Genomic DNA, 21,357 nt, shown 5'->3' with positions numbered 1-21,357 from the left:
TTAGTAGAGAGGGAACATAACGGCTTTTGCCGAAAAATATATAGATACTACATTTTATTGATAGAAAAGATAGGGAAGGGACGAGAAAAACTACGTGTTTTCTCGCCCAAAACTACTCCTTGGATGAAGGGGTTTTCAACTAATAATATAGCAATGTATTATTAATCAATAGTGAACTTATTGTTAATATAATGTAAAACATCAGTTTGTAACTTTACGAAGTCGAACAGTAAATGTGGTTCCTTTACCCATTTCACTTTGCACCGTAATATATCCACTGTGCGCTTCCACTAAATGCTTTACTATAGATAAGCCTAATCCAGTTCCCCCAGTATTTCGGCTACGAGCCTTATCTACTCGATAGAAACGCTCAAAAATTCTTGGTATTTCTTCTTTATTAATACCAATCCCTGTATCTGATACGGTAATAGAAATCCACTTAGGTTCATCCTTCATATGCACAGTTACATTGCCACCTGCTGGTGTGTATGAAATTGCATTGTTCATTAAATTTATGAAAATTTGCTTTAACCGATGAGGATCACCCGGAATAATAATATGCTCGTCAGCTTGTATAGTTAGAGAAATAGGCTTTCCTTCAGCTTTCCCTTGCAAAATAACACCAATTTCTTCTAATAACTGTTTGATATCTACCGTACTCATATTCAGCCTAAAGCCTTGTTGTTCGATTTTGGATAAATCTAATAGATCCTCAATTAAGCTTTGCATCCGATCACTTTCTTTTAAAATGATAGAAAGAAAATAGACACGTAGTTTTTCATCTTCCATTGCTCCATCCAATAATGTTTCAGAAAACCCTTTAATCGAGGTGATAGGGGTTTTTAGTTCATGAGAAACGTTCGCTAAGAAATCTTTTCTCATTTGCTCCAATCGTTTGAGCTCCGTAATATCATGAAATACAAGAACGATCCCCTTCCATTCATGACTCGTACTAATGATAGGAGCCCCGTATACTTCGAAATGCCTTCTTTCAATTTGAAGAGGCAATAGCATTTGTTTCCTCACTTTAACCTCTGTCATAAATATTTCTTCCACCAAAGCAATAATTTCTTTATGTTCAAATGCTTCATAATAAAGTCGATTTAAAAATTGCTCATTTGTAACGTGAAAAATTTCTTTATAAGAACGGTTTACTAAGCTTATATAACCATGACTATCTATTAATATCATGCCACTTCCCATATTTTCTATCAGCGTATGAAGTCGGTCCTGCTGCATTTCCTGAGCCGATGTCATTTCTTGTAAATTACGTGCAAGAATATTCATTGCTTGGCTAAGCATACCTGTTTCATCTGCCTGATTTCCATATGCCCTTGCTTTGTAGTTTCCCTTTGCAAGTTCAATGGCAACCTTTGTTACGTTCTCAATGGGCTTTGTATATTGTGCTGTTATTTTAATTCCTAAAAATACAATAACGCCAAATGCAATCATAAAACTGGTAATTAGTACGCCCCATATTTTTTTATGAATATCATTTAATGCACTGAAGGAAAAATCGACAATCAAATATGCCCGGTCATCATGTTTATCTTGCAGTAGCACGCCATAGTAATACAATTGGGAATCCCCGCTCTTACCTTCTACAACATCTGTTCGATTATCAAGCTTCGAGATAATATTAGAAATGGCAGCATTGGATTCAATCTCACTCTTTCTTCCCTTTGAGTCATACAACACTTTACCATGTTCATCCAATAAGCTTATACTTTCTTGTAAGCTCGTTTCCACACGATTCAGTGTTTCCGGATAGGAAAGTGAATAACGAATTCCTTCCCATTCTACAACTGAAGCAACATATCGTAGTTCATTTTCCATCCGTTTATTAAAGTTGTCCATGTAAAACCCTTTAAAGAGCTGCCCTAGTAAAAGACCTAACCCAACTAGGACGGTAACAATTAAAGAGATTAAGGCAAACATAAGCCTCGAACGAAACTTATTCATCTGCCTTTGGCTCCTCTAACTTATAGCCTAGTCCACGAATCGTTTTAATATAAACTGGTTTCTTTGTATTTTTCTCAATTTTGTCGCGAAGATGACTAATGTGTACATCTACTATCCGTGTGTCACCTGCAAAGTCATAATTCCAAACAGCACTGAGTAGCTGATCTCGTGTTAATACACGGCCCTTGTGCTTTGCTAAATATACAAGAAGTTCGAATTCTTTCGGAGTTAATTCAAGTTTTTCTTCTAAGAAAAAGGCTTCGTAGTACTCAGGTAATATTTTTAAATCTGCAATGAGAATATGCCCTGAATCCTTTTCTTCCTGTACAGGCTCTTCCTGTATTTTAGTTCGGCGTAAAATAGCTTTTACCCTCGCAACAACTTCTCTTGGGCTAAATGGCTTTGTCATATAATCATCAGCACCAAGTTCAAGTCCAAGAACTTTATCGAATTCATCATCTTTAGCTGTAAGCATTAAAATTGGAGTCATAATGCGTTGAAGACGTAATTCCTTACATACTTCCATGCCATCCATCTTAGGAAGCATTAAATCTAGTATAATTAAATCTGGACGTTCCTCCGTTGCTTTCTGAAGCCCCGTTTCTCCGTCCATGGCGGTTATGACTTCAAAACCTGCTTGTTGAAGATTAAATTCAATCAACGTTAAAATAAATTCCTCGTCATCCACCACTAGTATTCGGTTACTCATTGTATTCCTCCAAGCGATAAAGTAAAACCGAGCTTCATCCATATATTTTATTTATACTATCCTTTTTATGATACTAGATAATACTAGGATGCTCAAGTCAACTCGTTCTAGTAAGCAAGCTTTTCTCATGTATTTTCGACAAAAACCGCATTTCCCCGATGAATCGGATTATTTTTAAAAATATTTTAGCATTTTACTTAACAGCAAAAAAGATTCGGGATTGCTCCCGAATCTTTTTATAAGTGAAAATTTTTAATATTTGTTTGTAACAATTTCTGCACGTTGTTTCTTATGCAAGAACCTTCATGACGTTACGAACAGATTCTACTGATTTGTTTAATGCAGCTTTTTCTTCGTCTAAAAGATCAAGTTCGATTACCTTTTCAATACCGTTAGAGCCAAGTACTACAGGAACTCCTAAGTAAAGATCGCTGTAACCATATTCGCCTTCTAAGTATGCGATAGCTGGAAGAACACGACGTTGGTCTTTAAGAACAGCTTCAGCCATTTCAACTAAAGCAGCTGCAGGAGCATAGTATGCACTACCGTTACCTAAAAGATTAACGATTTCGCCGCCGCCTTTACGAGTACGTGCTACGATTTCTTCTAAACGTTCTTTAGCAATCAGGTTTTCCAACGGAATACCGCCAGCATAAGAGTAACGTACTAGAGGCACCATATCGTCACCGTGGCCACCTAATACGAAACCTGTTACATCTTTAACAGAAAGGTTAAGTTCTTGTGCAACGAATGTACGGAAACGAGCTGTGTCAAGAACACCAGATTGTCCGATTACGTGTTCTTTAGGAAGACCTGATTCTTTGTATACAGTGTAAGTCATTGCATCAACTGGGTTTGTTAATACGATAATTACTGTGTTTGGAGAATATTTAACGATTTCTCTTGTTACACTCTTCATGATTTTAGAGTTTGTAGCAACTAAATCGTCACGGCTCATTCCTGGTTTACGAGCGATACCAGCAGTAATGATTACTACGTCAGAATCAGCAGTGTCTGCATAGTCAGAAGTACCGATAATGTTAGAATCAAATCCTTGAACTGGGCTAGCTTCAAGCATATCTAATGCTTTCCCTTTTGTAGGGTTTTCCATTTGTGGAATATCTACAAGTACTACGTCACCCAGCTCTTTTTGAGCTACGAAGAAAGCAGCAGTTGCTCCGGTAAATCCAGCACCGATAACAGAAATTTTCTTACGTGAGCTAGTCATTCTGCTTCTCTCCTTATTTAACAGTTTTCATTTAACAGTTTTCACTGCATCCATGTTTTTAATTAATTCGTCTGCAAATTCAGAGCATTTTACTTCTGTAGCTCCATCCATTAGACGAGCAAAGTCATATGTTACAACTTTAGATTCAATTGTATTTTCAACTGAAGCTGTAATAAGCTTAGCTGCTTCGTTCCAACCTAAATGTTCAAGCATAAGAACACCAGAAAGAAGGATAGAAGAAGGATTTACTTTATCCATACCAGCATATTTAGGAGCAGTACCATGTGTTGCTTCGAAAATAGCATGTCCAGTCACATAGTTGATGTTAGCACCAGGAGCGATACCAATACCACCTACTTGAGCAGCAAGTGCATCAGAAATGTAATCGCCGTTTAAGTTCATTGTTGCAACAACATCGAACTCACGTGGGCGAGTTAAAATTTGTTGTAAGAAAATATCAGCGATAGAATCTTTTACGATGATTTTTCCAGCTTCTTCTGCTGCTGCCATCGCTTTGTTTGCTGCTTCTTTTCCTTCTTTTTCAACAATACGATCATACTCAGTCCAAGTGAATACTTTATCACCAAACTCTTGTTCTGCTACTTCATAGCCCCATTTCTTGAATGCGCCTTCTGTGAACTTCATAATGTTACCTTTATGAACAAGCGTTACAGACTTACGGTTTTCAGTGATGGCATAGTTGATTGCAGCACGAACAAGACGTTTTGTTCCATCTTCAGAAACTGGTTTAATACCAAAACCAGAAGTTTCTGGGAAGCGGATTTTCTTAACGCCCATTTCGTTTTGTAAGAAATTAAGTACTTTTTGAGCTTCAGCACTACCTTGTTCCCATTCAATACCAGCATAAATATCTTCTGTATTTTCACGGAAAATTACCATGTCAGTATCTTGTGGACGCTTAACTGGTGAAGGAACACCTTCAAAGTAGCGAACAGGACGTAAGCAAACATAAAGATCCAATTGTTGACGAAGTGCAACGTTCAAAGAACGAATACCACCACCGATTGGAGTTGTAAGAGGTCCTTTAATAGCAATTAAATATTCACGAATTACGTCAAGAGTTTCTTGTGGAAGCCATTCGCCAGTTTGGTTGAATGCTTTTTCTCCAGCTAATACTTCTTTCCAAACAATTTTCTTTTCTCCGTTATAAGCTTTTTCTACGGCTGCGTCTAATACGCGTGAAGCAGCGGCCCAAATATCAGGACCAATTCCGTCACCTTCAATAAAAGGAATTACTGGGTTATTTGGTACATTCAAGATGCTGTTAGTTACAGTGATTTTTTGTCCAGTAGTCAATGCAATTACCCCCATATAAAATATGTATGAAACAAAAGAAGGTCTAAAAGTCTGCTTAGAGACCTTCTTTTGATCAACTATAATGTTTTGTATTACTTTTTTACTAAAATTACTATGCAGATATTAGATTCTGTCTTCAACTGGAACATATTTTTGATTTACAGGACCAGTATATTCTGCACGCGGACGAATCAAACGGTTGTTTGAATATTGTTCTAGAATGTGAGCTAACCAACCAGAAGTACGGCTGACAGCAAAGATTGGTGTAAACAAATCATGTTCGATTCCTAAACAATGATACACTGATGCAGAGTAGAAATCTACATTTGGTGGTAATCCTTTTGTAGAAGTTACGATGTCTTGTATCTTCACACTCATATCATACCATTTTGTTTCGCCAGTTAATTGACCCAATTGCTTAGACATTTCTTTCAAATGCTTAGCACGAGGATCTCCTTTGCGGTATACACGGTGACCGAATCCCATAATTTTCACTTTGTTATTTAAAGCGTTTGTAATATAAGATTCTACGTTTGCTACTTCCCCAATTTCAGAAAGCATTTTCATTACTTGTTCATTAGCACCACCGTGAAGAGGGCCTTTTAATGCTCCAATTGCTGCTGTAATACCAGAATATACATCAGAAAGAGTAGCCACACATACACGAGCAGTAAATGTAGAAGCATTTAGTTCATGATCCGCATGAAGTACAAGTGCTTTGTTGAAAGCTTCGATTTCAATATCTTTTGGAAGTCTATCATTTAGCATGTACAAGAAATTTGCTGCAAAAGTAAGTTCCTTATTTGGTGCAACAGCATCTAAACCTTTACGGATTCTTGCATAGGCTGCCACAAGAGTTGAAATCCTAGCCTGCAATTTAACCGCTTTCAAATAATTTGAATTTTCATCCATTGCTTCGGCATTTTCATCATACAAAGCCAACATAGAAATAGCTGTACGTAAAACTGTCATTGGATGAGCGTTATCTAAGTTTGTAATTTTTAAGTATGTTAACACTTCTGCTGGTACTTCTGCAAATTCTTTCAGTTGAGATGTTAACTCTGCTAATTCTTCTCGATTAGGCAGTTTACGATGCCATAATAAATACACAACCTCTTCAAAAGAAGCATGTTCAGCTAAATCGTCAATTTCATAACCTACATATGTTAATGTGTCATCAATAATGGAGCTGATTGATGATGTTGTTGCTACTACCCCTTCAAGACCTTTCGTACTTGTCATAATATTCTCTCCTTTTTCTCATAATTCTCCCAGCCCACAGGAAGTGCCCAGAGAAAAACAACAGAACATAAAACAAACGTGGAAAAAGGTATTATTTTATGTGGTTGTTACTTTTCTCATCATTAATTGCATTCCTAGGTAAATGGCAGTATGGCACCTCTTTAATTACTATTATAAACAATTATCTGATTTTTGGAAACGAAAAGAATCGGTTTAATTAATTTAATGACAAAAAAACTCTATTTTATAAGTTCTATAACCTGCATAATTGCATAAGCTATCCCTGCTCCAATGAGCGGTCCAACGGCAACTCCGTTGAATAAAGTAACTGCTAAAATTGTTCCTAATACAAGTGCTGCCGTCATTTGCGGATCCTGCGTTAAAAGTTGCAAACCTCCTTTTGCAAGCAAAGCAACAACAATTCCAGAACCAAGAGCAATCCAAGCATAATAAGATTTCATAGCATCAATAAGCTGTTTAAACCCAATTTCTCCCGTTGCAATCGGAACAAGTACGGCAATGGTAATAACAGTTACACCTAAGTTTATTCCTTTCTGCTGCAAGTAAGGAAATATTTTCTCTCCTACAAATGTGAGTTTTAGCACAAATAAAATAATTACCGCAACGGTTAATGATTGGTTTTTAGCTATCATTCCTATTACTAGTAAGATAAGTAAAAATAAACTAGATTGACTCATACTTTTCCCCCTTTCCTCTAATCCCATACGGAAGTAACTTTCTTTTCCTTTCATACCCATGTTAAAATACAGATAGTTTAACTAGAGATTACCCACATTTTATGGAGCACTTACATATTGCGTTATATCGTACCGGATAGGAGGATTTTTTTTGAACAAAACATATATATTTATCGGTTTACGCATGTTATTAATACTGGCTGTAGCTTACCTTGGAATGCTTCTCTTATTGTACGTTTCAGGACTTGTTTATCCGTTTATCATTGCGCTCATCATTGCATACATGATTAATCCGATTGTAAATTTTTTAGATAGAAAGCTACGGTTTCCAAGACCTCTTGCGGTATTTGTTACACTTATTCTTGTATTCGGTGCAATCATTGGCTTAGTTATTCTTCTCGTTACGGAAGCGATTGCTGCTGCTAATTATTTACTCATTATTTTACCCGATAAATTTCCAAAATTCGCTTCTTATTTACAAGACATACTTGTTCACAATATTATGCCGCTCTATAATGATTTATCAACTAAATTTAATCGCCTTGGCGTATCTCAGCAACAAACCATTACAACGAATATCCAAAATATCGGCACATCTTTAACACAAAGTGTGAAAAATATATTAACTACGATATTGACATGGCTCACGAATTTTATAAGTGCTCTTCCTACAACAGTTACCGTGCTAATCTTTATCTTGTTAGCAACTTTCTTTATCGCAAATGACTGGCACAGAATCGGAAATACTGTTAAAAAAATTGTTCCTAAAAAAATGCATGGTTATGGAATAACAATTTTTAAAGATCTTCAAAAAGCACTCTTCGGTTATATAAAAGCACAATTTACGCTTATATCTATGACGACTGTTATCGTTTTACTCGGATTTTTAATTTTACGCGTTCCTTATGCAATTACAGTTGCTTTAATTACTGGAATTGTAGACTTACTTCCTTACCTTGGAACTGGTACAGTATTTGTCCCTTGGATTTTATATGTATGGTTCACTGGAGATACATCCTTTGCGCTTGGACTACTCATATTATATATAGTAGTAATTGTACAGCGTCAGCTAATCGAACCAAAGATTCTTTCTTCGAACATAGGAGTGGATCCTCTTGCTACGCTAATCGCATTATTCGTTGGTTTTAAGTTATTTGGTGTTCTAGGTTTAATTATAGGGCCAACAACACTTGTCCTGATTACTACCCTACACAAAGCACATGTTTTTCAAGATTTATGGATTTATATTAGAGGAGAAAAGTTATAACTGCTCAAAAACAAATAGATAAAAAACAATAAACACCGTCTGGTTAACCAGACGGTGTTTATTGTTTCCAAATAATTGTTGTGTTTCCTCTCATTCTTCTCTGAATCCATTTCATTCCCATGAATTTTATTCGTTTTCTGCTGATTGGTAATAATAAGATCAATCCAAGTACATCTGTTACATACCCAGGTGTCATTAGGAGAATTCCTCCAAATAATATACAAATACCATCTAGGATTGAATCTGCAGGTAGGATTCCTTGGCGCATCTGTTCATTTGCTTGACGAACTACAGCTATACCTTGCTGTTTTGCTATGTAAGCTCCAATTACTCCTGTTGCAATCATTATGATAAATGTAGGAAATACGCCTATCCAATGACTTGAGGCTACAAGTAAGGTTACCTCTATTGCGGGAACCACAATAAATAGAATAGCAAAAAATTTTATCATATGTCTCCTCCGTTTATATGTATCATGACATACATGCATATTGCTTATATAGAAATAGGAATTTGCCATACTATAACATAAAACAGAATGGATGTGCTAATAGTCAGCATAAAAAAAGAGAAGAAGGATTGAATTCCTTCTTCTCTTTTACTTTTACTTATAGTACAGCGTGCCCGTTGTAAATAATTCCCCTTGCTGCATCTACGGTTACCTCTTGTCCATCTTGCAGGATAGAAGTAGCGTTTTGGACTCCTACAACAACTGGGATTCCAATCGATACACCTACGATTGCTGCATGACTCGTTAATCCGCCTTCTTCAATAACTAATGCAGAAGCCATACGAATAGCTTCCATCATATCTTTATCTGTTGAAACTGTAACAAGTACATCGCCTTGAGTCATTTTTGCTAATGCTTCAGCAGCATTTTTTGCAGATACCACTTTACCGGTTGCTGATTTACGTCCAATTCCTTGACCGTTGGCTATTTGTTCCCCAACAACGTGAATTTTCATTATGTTTGTCGTTCCTGTTTCACCAACTGGAACACCTGCTGTAATAACTACTGTATCTCCAAAATTAATAATGCCTGCATCCATTCCTGTATCAATAGCTGTTTCAAGCAATTCATCTGTTGAATTTACCGTTCCTTTTGCTAAATATGCTTGAACGCCCCATACAAGTGCTAAGCGACGGCAAATCATTTCATTGAATGTTACGGCTACAATTGGAGATTTCGGGCGATACTTCGAAATCATCTTTGCAGTATAACCACTTTCTGTTGGGGTTACAATAGCAGCTACATCTAAAGCAACTGCTGTATGAGCTACTGATTGACTAATTGCATCTGTAATCGTAGATTTAGCTTCTTTCATACGTTTACGGAACAAATCTTCGTATTGTAAGGATTGTTCCACACGCTTTGCGATAGAAGCCATCATTTTTACAGATTCAACAGGGTAAGATCCCGCAGCCGTTTCTCCAGAAAGCATAATAGCATCTGTTCCATCGAAAATAGCGTTCGCAACGTCACTTGCTTCAGCACGTGTTGGACGTGGGTTGCGTTGCATGGAATCCAACATTTGCGTTGCAGTAATAACAGGCTTGCCAAGTGCGTTACATTTTTTGATTAGACGTTTTTGTACAAGAGGTACTTCTTCTGGTGGAATTTCAACACCCATGTCACCACGAGCAACCATTAGACCATCAGAAACTTCTAGAATAGAATCAATGTTATCAATTCCTTCTTGGTTTTCAATTTTAGGAATTACTTGGATGTATTGTGCTTCGTGCCCTTCTAGTAATTCGCGAATTTCTAGAATATCAGAGGCTTTACGCACGAATGATGCTGCGATAAAATCAATTTTTTGTTCAATACCAAATACGATGTCACTTACGTCTTTTTCTGTAATACCAGGAAGCTTTATGCTTACATTTGGTACGTTAACACCCTTTTTATTTTTAACAACTCCACTATTTAGTACCTTTGTACGAATTTCACCATTTGCTTTTTCTAGCACTTCAAGCTCAATCAGACCATCATCGATTAAGATTTTTGAGCCAGGATCTACGTCATCATAAAGTCCAGCATAAGAAACAGAAAATTTTTCTGCTGTCCCTAGTACTTGCTCAGTCGAAATAATAACCTCTGCACCTGTTACAAGCTCAGCCATTCCGTTTTCGAAATCATGTGTACGAATTTCTGGTCCCTTTGTATCTAACAAGATTGCAACCGTCTTACCCGTACGTTTTGCAGCTTCACGAATATTGATAATACGTGCAGCATGCTCTTCATGGTTTCCATGAGAAAAGTTTAAACGTGCTACATTCATACCGGATTGTATTAATTCTTCTAACTTTTCAATACTTTCACTAGCTGGTCCTATTGTACATACAATTTTTGTTTTACGCATAAAATACCTCCGTTTTTTTTTGAAAACGTTCCCATTCACTAAAGACAATCAGATTGATAATTCTGTAGACAGTTGGTACATGTCTAAATCAATTACGTGTTTATGAGATAACGCCTCGATAATATCTTCATCAACTATTTTATTGTTCTGAATACCCACGCAACGTCCGCCTTTTCCTTCAAGAAGAAGTTCAACTGCTCTTGACCCTAGTCGACTAGCTAATACACGGTCAAATGCACTTGGAGAACCTCCACGTTGAACATGACCTAATACGGTTACACGTGTATCAAATTGAGTCGCATCTTGAATCTTTTTACCGATATCAATTGCGCTGCCAACACCTTCGGCAACCACAATAATACTGTGCTTTTTGCCCCGTTCTGTTCCGCGTTTTAAACGAGCAATTATCTCTTCCATATCGTACTTAGCTTCCGGGATTAAAATCGTTTCTGCACCATCAGCAAGCCCCGTCCATAATGCTATGTCCCCTGCATGGCGACCCATAACTTCAATTACATATGTACGTTCATGAGAAGTCGCTGTATCACGAATTTTATCAATTGCATCAATTACCGTATTTAGCGCCGTATCAAACCCAATAGTAAAATCCGTTCCTGGAATATCATTATCAATCGTTCCCGGAACACCTATACATGGGAAACCATGTTCTGTTAATTTTTTCGCTCCTTGATAAGAACCATCTCCACCAATAACAACAAGGGCTTCAATGCCGAACTTTTTCAATTGTGCAATCCCTTGCATTTGTCCTTCTAACGTCTTAAATTCAGGACATCTTGCCGTATATAACTTCGTTCCACCACGGTGAATAATATCGCCTACTGATCCTAATTCTAGTTTTTCAATATGTCCAGAAATTAAACCTGCATATCCGTGATAAATACCGTAAACTTCTAAGTCATGGAATATGCCTTTTCTAACAACCGCACGAATTGCTGCATTCATGCCAGGTGAATCTCCACCACTTGTTAAAACTCCGATTCGTTTCATCTGTACTCACCTCTAAAGAATATTCATCTTCTCGTGAACTGCGGCTCTTTTCTCTATACGCCTATAACACGCAGTAGCGTTCATGATAAAGACGTTTGTCCAATATCATTTTATCATTACAGTTGATCGTTGCGCAATTAATGTCCCGTTCACTTTGTAAATTGATCAGACATCATGCCACACAGATACCTTACCTGAATTACCCTTAAAAAACAATGAAGATAATGTGTCAATTAAGTAAAGCGAAACCGGCTTGTACAGCTCCATAGGTCAGAAGTTCTTCAATACGTGTAAAGATAATTTAAAGAAGAAAACGTGCACAGAGTGCACGTTTTATCCATTTACTATAGTATTTTCTAAAAACGAGATTTTACCCATTTTCATATATTTATCATAGCGTTGCTCTACGATTTGTTCTTTTGTCATCCCTTTTAAAGCTTCTAGGGACGAGGCAATCACTTGATCAACGTACCTAGCTTGTTGCTTTGCATCAAGGTGAGCGCCACCAGGTACTTCAGTAATAATTTCATCAATAATATCTAAGTTCTTTAACTGCGGTGCGGTAATACCCATTGCTTCTGCAGCTTCCTTTGCTTTGCTTGCATCTTTCCAAAGAATAGCAGCGGCACCTTCAGGAGAAATAACAGAGTACGTAGCATTTTCCAACATATGTACGTAATTACCCACACCTAAACCTAATGCACCACCACTACCACCTTCTCCAATGACAATACAAACGATAGGCACAGTGATGCCAGCCATTTCAAACAAATTTCGAGCGATTGCTTCACTCTGCCCTCGTTCTTCAGCTGCCTTCCCTGGATAAGCACCCTTTGTATCAATAAAGCAAATAATGGGGCGGCGAAACTTCTCAGCTTGTTTCATAAGACGTAATGCCTTGCGATAGCCTTCTGGATGTGGCATTCCAAAATTACGACGAATATTTTCCTTCGTATCCTTACCGCGTTGGTGCCCTATAACCGTAACCGGTATACCTTGGTATTTTGCAATTCCACCGACAATTGCCTCATCATCTCCGTAGAAACGATCACCATGACATTCAATAAAATCAGTGAAAATATTTGCAATATAATCTAATGTTGTAGGACGTTGAGGATGACGTGCAACTTGTACGCGATCCCACACTTTTAAATTGCTGTATATTTCCTTTTGTAAGTTTTCTAGCTTTACTTCTAAAATATGAATTTCATCCGTAAAGTCCATACTACTATTTTTTGTGTATTCCTTTAATTCATCTATCTTCCCTCGCAGCTCTACAATTGGTTTTTCAAATTCTAGTTCTGCCATTGAGCTATTTCCTCCCGTTGGTGAATCTCTATAATCACTCGTAGTGTTTCCTTTAATTTCGATCGATCGATTACGCTATCTAGCTGACCGTGTTCTAATAAGAATTCAGCTGTTTGGAAGTTTTCCGGCAATTCCTCGCGTACAGTTTGTTCAATTACTCTGCGACCAGCAAAACCTATTAATGCACCCGGCTCTGCAAAATTATAATCTCCTAGTGAAGCAAAGCTTGCTGAAACTCCTCCGGTAGTCGGATGGGTCATAACAGAAATAATGAGTCCACCTTCTTCACTAAAACGTTTTAAGGCAACGCTCGTTTTTGCCATTTGCATTAGGCTAAGAACGCCTTCTTGCATACGGGCCCCTCCTGATGCGGTAAAAATAAGAAAAGGAACCTTTAATTCTCTCGCTTTCTCAACAGCTCTTGCAATTTTTTCTCCTACAACCGAACCCATACTTCCCATACGGAAGCGAGAATCCATTACAGCTATAACAACAAGCATATTATCAATTGTTCCTTCTCCAGTTACAATTGCCTCATTAAGTCCTGTTTTCTGACGATCTCCCTCTAGTTTCTTTTCGTAACCAGGAAATTGCAAGGGATTTACAGATATCATTTCCTCATCATAGGGAAGAAATGTATGTTCATCTAGTAAGCTTTCAATTCGTTCATACGCATTCATTTGATGATGATAGCCGCAATTCGCACAAACCTTTAAGTTCTTTCGAAGTTCTTTCGAATACATAATTTTTTTACAGCTAGGACATTTTGTCATTACACCGTCAGGTACATCTTTTCGAAGTTGTTCTGAAGGAATTACAGCATATTTCTTTTTCTTTGAGAATAAATCTCTTAGCATGTTGGGCCTCCTTTGTTACTTGCAAAGAACACAGAAATATTTATATAAATCAAGAGCAAAAAGCATAACAATTCAAATTGTAGCTAATTGCATGTGCAATTATTTGTCTAAGAAAAAAGGCAATGATGAGAATTCTAAGAATACATAATACATGAAGCCAATTGATTATAATAATGTAATGCCTTAGTCTCATTTTTATCTTCAACAGCCTGACAAATATGATGGTACAACCTTCTATTCTCAAGCTGTAGCTCATATGTCATTGTGGAATCATACGCTTGTAAAATTACCCAAATTCTGTACAATAAATAGTTATTTGTTTTTTCTGTCATTTTCCTCCAAAAGACATCATGAAACGCTTTAATAGAAAGATCATTTTGTAACAATATATCGTTGCATTCAATATGGCTATCAAAAGAACAAAGAATACGAAGAACATCCTGCTCTATAAGTTGCTTAACCTGATGTAAATCATTCTTCGTTTTTTCATCCTGCAACAGAAATGTAGCTAGTACATTTACAAGACTATGCTCATATATATTTTTAATAAAGGTTCCTTCTCCACGCCGCGTTTCAATCAGTCCAACCAGTTCAAGTGAGCGAAGTGCTTCACGAACAGAAGAACGTCCAACACTTAAACGTGCGCTAAGCTCTCTTTCTGAAGGCAATCGATCTCCAGCCTTCAAATGGTCTTCGTCAATAATAGCACGAATTTTTTGGACAATTTCGAGATATACCTTCGTTTGAACCGTCACACTTTACTCCTCACTCGCTTTGCCGATAGTTGCTAATCTTCTTGTTTTTTCTGCTACTTCTTTCGGATCTACATTACGACGTGCTACCCCTGTTTCCATGGCTGCCTTTGCAACAAATTCAGCAACTCGTGGAGCCACACGTAAGTCAAAAGGAGTAGGAATAATATATGTAGCCGATAATTCTTCATCTGATACGAGGGATGCAATAGCTTCCACAGCAGCTAGTTTCATTTCTTCATTTATTTGCGTCGCATATACATCAAGCGCTCCTCGGAATATACCAGGAAATGCAAGGACATTATTCACTTGATTTGGGAAATCTGAGCGGCCCGTACCAACCACTGCAGCTCCAGCTTCTAATGCATCTTTTGGCATAATTTCCGGCATCGGATTTGCCATTGCAAAAATAATAGGATCATGATTCATAGATCGAACCATTTCTTTCGTAAGTGCACCTTCAGCAGATACGCCCACAAATACATCTGCACCTTGCAAGGCATCGTGCAATGAACCAGCTAATTTGTCACGATTCGTAAACTTCGCAACCTCATTCTTTAGTGCATTCATTCCATCTGGATGTCCTTCATAAATAGCGCCTTTTGTATCACACATAATGATGTCGCGAACACCGTAGCGATATAATAACTTTATAATAGCAATTCCAGCCGCTCCTGCTCCGCTCGCAACAATCTTTATTTGCGACATCTTTTTATTTACTAGCTTTAGTGCATTAAGTAAACCAGCTACTGTTACAATTGCCGTTCCATGCTGATCGTCATGAAATACAGGAATATTACATTCCTTTTTCAATCGTTCTTCGATGATAAAGCAATTTGGAGATGCAATATCCTCTAAGTTCACACCACCAAATGAAGGCTCAAGTAACTTAACCGTCTCCACAATTTTATCTACATCATTCGTTTGTAATGGTAGTGGGAATGCATCTACGCCTGCAAAACTTTTAAAAAGAACAGCCTTTCCTTCCATAACCGGCAATGATGCTTCTGGACCGATGTTGCCTAACCCTAATACGGCAGTTCCATCTGTAACGATTGCTACCATGTTACCCTTCATCGTATATTCGTATACTTTGCTTTTGTCTTCATAGATGATTTTACAAGGTTCTGCTACTCCTGGAGAATATGCAAGACTTAAATCTTTCGCATTCTCAAGCTTAACTTTTGAAATGGTTTCTAGCTTTCCTTGGTTTACACGGTGCATGTGAAGTGCTTCTTCACGAAGTGTTGACATAATATACACTCTCCTTGAAGACCATCCTGCCATTCCTTACCGGTTAATTGTAGTGGTCAGACCACAACTTACCACTACTACTATAATAGATAAGGGAGGAAAAAGTCCATTATATTTTACACACAACATTTTCTTGGCCTAGGATGCTAATAAGCGCTTGTAAGCACTCTTCATTGGGATGCACGGAAAATCTGTAAGATAATTGTACCATTTTATGCTCTTTTTCATAATACATGAAAACATTTGCAAAGCCCGGATGACTAAAAATCGTCTTCATTATCTGCGTAGAAACCGCGGTCTCATGCTGAGAATGGAGTTTTAAATATAAAGAAAAAGTATCATTTTTTTTATATTTATCCATGCCTTCTAGCGGGTATAACCCTTCAATTACCCATTGTTTTTTATTATTTCGAAGCGAAATATTACCTACAATGAGAATAATTTGATCTTCTTGAACAAAGGGAGCAAATTGCAAATATGTATCAGGAAACATAACTGCTTCCATTTCCTCTCCTTGATCACAAATAGTTAAAAAAGCCATTTTCTGCATTTTTTTCGTCCGAATGATTCTTGTCTTTGAAATATATACAATAGATCGTACATGCTTCTCGTGTTGGCGGAGCGCCTCTCCAATCGTAGGTATTTGTACCTTTTCCATAAGCTCCTTATACATAAATGTAGGGTAACTAGATACATATAATCCGAGCATTTCCTTTTCCAGCTTTAACTTCTCAATAAAAGGGATTGGCTCCACTGACACATACTGTGGCTTTGGCACAAGATCCTCATCTAAAAACATATCCATTTGACTGGCATCGTCCGGTTTCACCAGTTCCACATAAGCAAGTGCGGTTTCAATACTTGCTAAAAGCGTTGCACGATCCTCAAAATCGTCAAAACATCCAGAACAAATAAGAGTTTCTAATAGCTTTCTTGTTATAACGCGGCTTGACATTCGGATACAAAAATCAAACAAATCCGTAAAATGGCGTTTATTACGCTCTTGTAATATTTCTTTCACTGTGGCAACCCCTACATTTCGAATTGCCAATAAACTAAATCGAATCGCTTCTCCCTCCGCTTGAAAACGAAATCCACTTGTATGAATAGATGGAGGTAAAATGGAAATCCCCTTTTGCACTGCTTCTCGTGCATATTGCACAATTTTATCCTCGCTTCCAATTACACTAGACAATAAAGCCGTCATAAATGGAAGAGGGTAGTTTGCCTTAACATAAGCAAGCTGATAAGCTATCATGCTGTAAGCAACTGCATGACTGCGATTAAATCCATAATTTGCAAACTGTACGATATAATCATATACAGCATGAGCAATCTTTTCTTCATATCCTTTGTTTATGCAGCCCAATACGAAGTGCTCTCGCTCTTTATCTAACAAATCACGTTTTTTCTTGCTAACTGCTCTTCGAAGCATATCTGCTTCTCCTAAGGAGAAACCGGCCATTACCGAGGCTATTTGCATAATTTGCTCTTGATAAACAATTACGCCGTACGTTCTAGACAGTATAGGCTCCAAATCTTCATGTAAATAGTGAATCGCATGCTTTCCATGCTTCGAATCGATGAACAATGGAATTTGCTCCATGGGACCTGGACGATACAGTGCATTCACTGCAACAATATCCTCGAATTCTGTCGGTTTCAGTGAACGCAATACGCTTCTCATTCCAGCAGATTCCAATTGAAAGACACCTGTCGTATCCCCTTTACTTAGAAGGGAAAAGGTACGCTGATCCTGAAGGGGAATATGATTAAAACGAATCGTTTCTCCAGTCATTTCGTGAATGAGCTTACGAATTTGATCAAGAATAGTTAAATTGCGCAAGCCCAGAAAGTCCATTTTCAACATTCCCAACTCCTCCAATACTTCGGCAGGATATTGGGTAATATAAACAGTATGCCCCTCTTGAATGGCAACGTGATCTGTAAGAGGCATATCACTCATAATGACTCCTGCTGCATGAACGGACGTATGCCGAGGAAGCCCTTCTACTTTCCGGGCAATTGTATAAATTTTCTCAAGGAGTGGTGTACTATTAATATGTCTTCGCAATGGTTCTGATTCTTTATAAGCTTCCTCTAAAGATATTCCTATACGCGAGGGAATGAGCTTAGCAAGTTCATCGATTTCTCTTGGCAAAAGCCCATGGACGCGAGCTACATCACGAATCGCAGCTTTAGCTGCTAGTGTTCCAAATGTCACAATTTGTGCCACATGCATGCTCCCATATTTTTCACTAACGTACCGAATCATATCGTCACGACGAACATCGGGGAAATCAATATCAATATCAGGTAAAGAAACCCGCTGTGGATTTAAAAACCGTTCAAATAACAAATCATAAGCGATGGGATCAATATCAGTAATTTCTAAGACGTAAGCTACAAGTGAACCAGCTGCAGATCCACGTCCTGGCCCCGTCATAATGTTATGACTATGAGCATATTGCATAAAATCCCATACAATTAAAAAATAATCGCTAAAACCCATATTTGAAATAATTTGTAACTCGTATACAAGACGTTGCTGATGTAGTTCAGTAACAACATCATATCGTTTTTTTAATCCATCTTCACATATGCGACGTAAGTACAATTCAGGAGTTTCGTCCGTTGGAATTGGAAATCTAGGCAATCGATTTTGATGAAATGGGATATGTACATGGCAGTTTTTAGCAATATCCACACTGTTAGAAATTGCTTCAGGAACAGAGGAAAAACGTTCCATCATCTCATATGGCGTGGTTAATTCATACTCACTACTCTCATAGCGTGGGCGACCCTCATCTGTTAACTTTGTGCCATTTTCAATAGAGAGAAGACAGTCATGAACTACACTATCTTCTTTATTTAAGTACCGGACATCGTTTGTTGCTACGACCGGTACTCCTTCTTCCTTACTTAAAGCTAACAGTTTCGTGAGAAGCTCCTCCTCACCAGGAATAAGATGATTTTGTAAGCTGATGTAAAATTTTGTGAATAAAGATTTATTTTTACGAATAGATGCGCGAGCTTTTTCTTCGTCATTTTGTAAGATGTACTGTTCAAGCTCTCCTTTACGTCCCGGAGATAGTGCAATAATTCCATCGGTATAATGTGTGAGCCATTTTCTAGGTATACCGGCTTTTGCTTTTGTCATAATAGTACTAGAAATTTTTAATAGGTTATGATAGCCTGTTTCATTTTCTGCCAATAGGACAAGTGGGTACGATCCTTCTTCTTCTAATACAGAGGCAGTTAAGCCTATGATTGGTTGAATTCCTTCCCCTTTGCATGCTTTATAAAACGGAATAACCCCGTACATCACATTTTCATCTGTAATCGCCAATGCCTCCATGCCAAGACTCTTCGCTCGCTTTACAAGCATATCAATCGTACATGTGCTTTTTAATAGACTATAAACGGTTTGACATTGCAAATGTACAAACTTCACTTATATACCATCACCTTTTTCAATCGTGTTTTTTTTATTATATGAGAACAAGCAATCATAAATCAAAACATACTCTCTATATTCTATCCATATACATATGAATGAGAAGGGAGCTGAGGAAATGGAAGTTAAGCAAACGTTTTTTTCACTCCTCATTACAAGCTATTTCATCGCATTTGGCGTCATACTAGGAGGATCACTAATCGGAGGAATTGGCTCATTTCTCGTAGGCCAACCACCTATGACCATGATTAGACGATTTGCAGAAAGTCTTCGAATTTGGGCTCTCGTGGCTGCTATCGGTGGAACATTTGACACATTCTACAGTTTAGAACGAGGAATCTTTCAAGGTGAAACGAAGGATATCGTCAAGCAAGCGCTCTTAATTGTCTTTGCAACAGGTGGTATGCAAACTGGACTAATTATCGTGAAATGGTTAACTGAGGACCGTGCATGAGAATCCCGCCCCTATATAAATCACGGACTTGGCAAACAATTTTTGCCGGCATGGCAGTGGGGGGGATCATTAGCTGGATTATATTCTTATATATTTATGGCGTATTTCATGAAGAACAACGTGCACTTATCTGGCAGCAGCAAAATGAAATTACAGATTTAAAACGAAAAAATCATATTTTACAAGAGGATCAAAAAGCTACAAATGAAAAAACAAAAAAAATATTAACAATACAAGATGTGAAAATCGATATTATTAATCACGAGCAATATGACTTAGATTTATTAGCGGTTCATAGTTTATCAAGTGACGTAAAAAAAGATTTACAAAACCTGCTTACAAAAAGTGTACAAAGTGTTTCAGAGAATAAAGAATTGTTGCTAAAGGCAATCGAAAACAAAACATATACACGTGACAATGTTACCTATCATTTTCTTGTTCGCAGTATTCACTTTGATACCGTATTAGAAATTTCCTTGCAAATTAAAAGAGGATGACTCGAAAGGAGTAGTCCCTCTTTTCGAGTCATCTTATGCCTTCTACTTACAAATCTCTCTTAAGTCTAAAATGACTTTCTCTGCCTCTTCCCAAGAGTATACCGTAGCGCCGGAAGCAAGTGGATGACCTCCACCGTTATATTTCATTGCAAGGGTATTAATAACAGGTCCTTTTGAACGTAACCGCACGCGAATGGAATCTTTTTCTTCTAAAAATAGTACCCATGCTTTAATTCCTTCTATATTACCTAGCACACCCACAATGCTAGAAGCTTCATTTGCCTTTACATGAAATTGTTCCAAAATTTCTGGTGTGATTTTTATATACGCTGCCCCTTCTTCTGTTAATTCAAAATGCTGTAAAATGTAACCATTCAATCTTGCTAGGCGCGGATTTGTTTTGTACATTTGATTATAAAGATCAGGAAAATCAATACCCGTTTCGATTAGATTTGCTACATACCGAAATGTTTTGGGCTTTGTATTAGAAAATAAAAATCTTCCTGTATCTGCAACAATACCTGCATATAGTAATCGTGCCGCTTCTTGTGATAGAACAAGACCTTTATCTTTTCCGTACTCATAAAGTTCATAAATCATTTCACTACATGAGCTTGCGGTCGTATCTACCCAAAGAATGTCACCATATGGATTTTCATTCGGATGATGATCAATTTTAATAATTTTCTTTCCTTGCTTGTAGCGCTGATCACATACTCTTTCTTCATTCGCTGTATCACAAACAATAACAAGAGCCTGTTCATATGTTTGATCGTCAATTTCATCCATACCTCTTAAAAATGAAAGAGACTTCTCATTTGCACCTACCATGTAAATTTTTTTTTCAGGAAAAGATTCTTGGAGCATGGTTCCTAGCCCACATTGTGATCCGATGGCATCAGGATCTGGACGAACATGACGATGAATAATGATTGTGTCATATTCTTTAATTGCTTGTATTATTTGTTCCTTCATATCCATATT

Annotated in this window: 18 protein-coding genes; 3 read left to right on the top strand and 15 right to left on the bottom strand. The window is 37.5% G+C overall.

Going from position 1 to position 21,357, the window contains the following annotated elements; genetic code table 11:
• Positions 1-201: 201 nt before the first annotated feature.
• The 6 genes from pnpS to ACAN53_RS00605 all read right to left on the bottom strand — a co-directional run bounded on the left by pnpS (position 202) and on the right by ACAN53_RS00605 (position 7,156).
• On the bottom strand, positions 202-1,962 hold the full coding sequence (gene pnpS, locus ACAN53_RS00630) for a two-component system histidine kinase PnpS (protein ID WP_379965500.1): 1,761 nt from the start codon (positions 1,960-1,962) through the stop codon (positions 202-204).
• Positions 1,955-2,671: a winged helix-turn-helix domain-containing protein gene (locus ACAN53_RS00625; protein WP_379965497.1), complete on the bottom strand. Its 717-nt coding sequence runs from the start codon at positions 2,669-2,671 to the stop codon at positions 1,955-1,957. Before ACAN53_RS00625 ends, pnpS begins: the two co-directional genes overlap by 8 nt.
• Before the next feature lie 289 nt (positions 2,672-2,960).
• Positions 2,961-3,899 (bottom strand): malate dehydrogenase, encoded by a 939-nt coding sequence (mdh, locus tag ACAN53_RS00620; RefSeq protein WP_379965494.1) that lies wholly within the window; start codon positions 3,897-3,899, stop codon positions 2,961-2,963.
• A 27-nt stretch (positions 3,900-3,926) separates the two neighbouring features.
• Entirely contained in the window at positions 3,927-5,216 is a 1,290-nt protein-coding gene (icd, locus tag ACAN53_RS00615) for an NADP-dependent isocitrate dehydrogenase (RefSeq protein ID WP_379965491.1), read from the bottom strand.
• Positions 5,217-5,339: 123 nt separating this feature from the next.
• Entirely contained in the window at positions 5,340-6,458 is a 1,119-nt protein-coding gene (gene citZ, locus ACAN53_RS00610; RefSeq protein ID WP_379965488.1) for a citrate synthase, read from the bottom strand.
• A gap of 239 nt (positions 6,459-6,697) precedes the next feature.
• On the bottom strand, positions 6,698-7,156 hold the full coding sequence (locus tag ACAN53_RS00605) for a DUF441 domain-containing protein (protein WP_379965485.1): 459 nt from the start codon (positions 7,154-7,156) through the stop codon (positions 6,698-6,700).
• Positions 7,157-7,340: 184 nt separating this feature from the next.
• Here ACAN53_RS00605 and ytvI point away from each other — a divergent pair, with 184 nt between their 5' ends.
• The gene (ytvI, locus tag ACAN53_RS00600) at positions 7,341-8,423 is read left to right on the top strand and encodes a sporulation integral membrane protein YtvI (protein WP_379970186.1); all 1,083 of its coding nucleotides are present in this window, start codon (positions 7,341-7,343) and stop codon (positions 8,421-8,423) included.
• Positions 8,424-8,481: 58 nt separating this feature from the next.
• Here ytvI and ACAN53_RS00595 read toward each other — a convergent pair whose 3' ends face one another.
• The 8 genes from ACAN53_RS00595 to dnaE all read right to left on the bottom strand — a co-directional run bounded on the left by ACAN53_RS00595 (position 8,482) and on the right by dnaE (position 19,419).
• Positions 8,482-8,874 (bottom strand): FxsA family protein, encoded by a 393-nt coding sequence (locus ACAN53_RS00595; protein ID WP_379965482.1) that lies wholly within the window; start codon positions 8,872-8,874, stop codon positions 8,482-8,484.
• Positions 8,875-9,031: 157 nt separating this feature from the next.
• Positions 9,032-10,786, bottom strand: a complete 1,755-nt coding sequence (gene pyk, locus ACAN53_RS00590) for a pyruvate kinase (protein WP_379965479.1) — start codon at positions 10,784-10,786, stop codon at positions 9,032-9,034.
• 48 nt (positions 10,787-10,834) lie between these two features.
• Entirely contained in the window at positions 10,835-11,794 is a 960-nt protein-coding gene (gene pfkA, locus ACAN53_RS00585) for a 6-phosphofructokinase (protein WP_379965476.1), read from the bottom strand.
• Positions 11,795-12,127: 333 nt separating this feature from the next.
• Positions 12,128-13,102 carry an acetyl-CoA carboxylase carboxyl transferase subunit alpha gene (gene accA, locus ACAN53_RS00580; protein ID WP_379965473.1) on the bottom strand — a complete coding sequence of 325 codons (975 nt, stop codon included), beginning with the start codon at positions 13,100-13,102 and terminating at the stop codon, positions 12,128-12,130.
• Positions 13,090-13,959 carry an acetyl-CoA carboxylase, carboxyltransferase subunit beta gene (gene accD / locus ACAN53_RS00575; RefSeq protein ID WP_379965470.1) on the bottom strand — a complete coding sequence of 290 codons (870 nt, stop codon included), beginning with the start codon at positions 13,957-13,959 and terminating at the stop codon, positions 13,090-13,092. The genes accA and accD overlap by 13 nt, the downstream gene beginning before the upstream one ends.
• Before the next feature lie 134 nt (positions 13,960-14,093).
• Positions 14,094-14,714, bottom strand: coding sequence for a FadR/GntR family transcriptional regulator (locus tag ACAN53_RS00570; protein ID WP_379965468.1), 621 nt, complete (start codon positions 14,712-14,714; stop codon positions 14,094-14,096).
• Positions 14,715-14,717: 3 nt separating this feature from the next.
• Positions 14,718-15,965 (bottom strand): NADP-dependent malic enzyme, encoded by a 1,248-nt coding sequence (ystJ, locus tag ACAN53_RS00565; RefSeq protein WP_379965465.1) that lies wholly within the window; start codon positions 15,963-15,965, stop codon positions 14,718-14,720.
• A gap of 109 nt (positions 15,966-16,074) precedes the next feature.
• Positions 16,075-19,419: a DNA polymerase III subunit alpha gene (gene dnaE / locus ACAN53_RS00560; RefSeq protein ID WP_379965462.1), complete on the bottom strand. Its 3,345-nt coding sequence runs from the start codon at positions 19,417-19,419 to the stop codon at positions 16,075-16,077.
• Positions 19,420-19,516: 97 nt separating this feature from the next.
• Between dnaE and ytrH the strand changes: the two genes are divergently transcribed.
• Together ytrH and ytrI are read left to right on the top strand one after the other, a co-directional pair.
• A complete protein-coding gene (gene ytrH, locus ACAN53_RS00555) occupies positions 19,517-19,876 on the top strand; it encodes a sporulation membrane protein YtrH (protein ID WP_379965459.1) in 360 nt (119 codons plus the stop codon).
• Entirely contained in the window at positions 19,873-20,373 is a 501-nt protein-coding gene (gene ytrI / locus ACAN53_RS00550) for a sporulation membrane protein YtrI (RefSeq protein ID WP_379965456.1), read from the top strand. Before ytrH ends, ytrI begins: the two co-directional genes overlap by 4 nt.
• Before the next feature lie 42 nt (positions 20,374-20,415).
• Here ytrI and ACAN53_RS00545 read toward each other — a convergent pair whose 3' ends face one another.
• On the bottom strand, positions 20,416-21,348 hold the full coding sequence (locus tag ACAN53_RS00545) for a DHH family phosphoesterase (RefSeq protein WP_379965453.1): 933 nt from the start codon (positions 21,346-21,348) through the stop codon (positions 20,416-20,418).
• Positions 21,349-21,357: the final 9 nt, after the last annotated feature.

It is taken from the genome of Ectobacillus soli (assembly GCF_042610425.1).
Lineage (GTDB): Bacteria > Bacillota > Bacilli > Bacillales > Bacillaceae_G > Ectobacillus.
The sequence above is the reverse complement of the archived record's forward strand: the minus strand, read 5'-3'. Positions and strand labels throughout refer to the sequence as shown.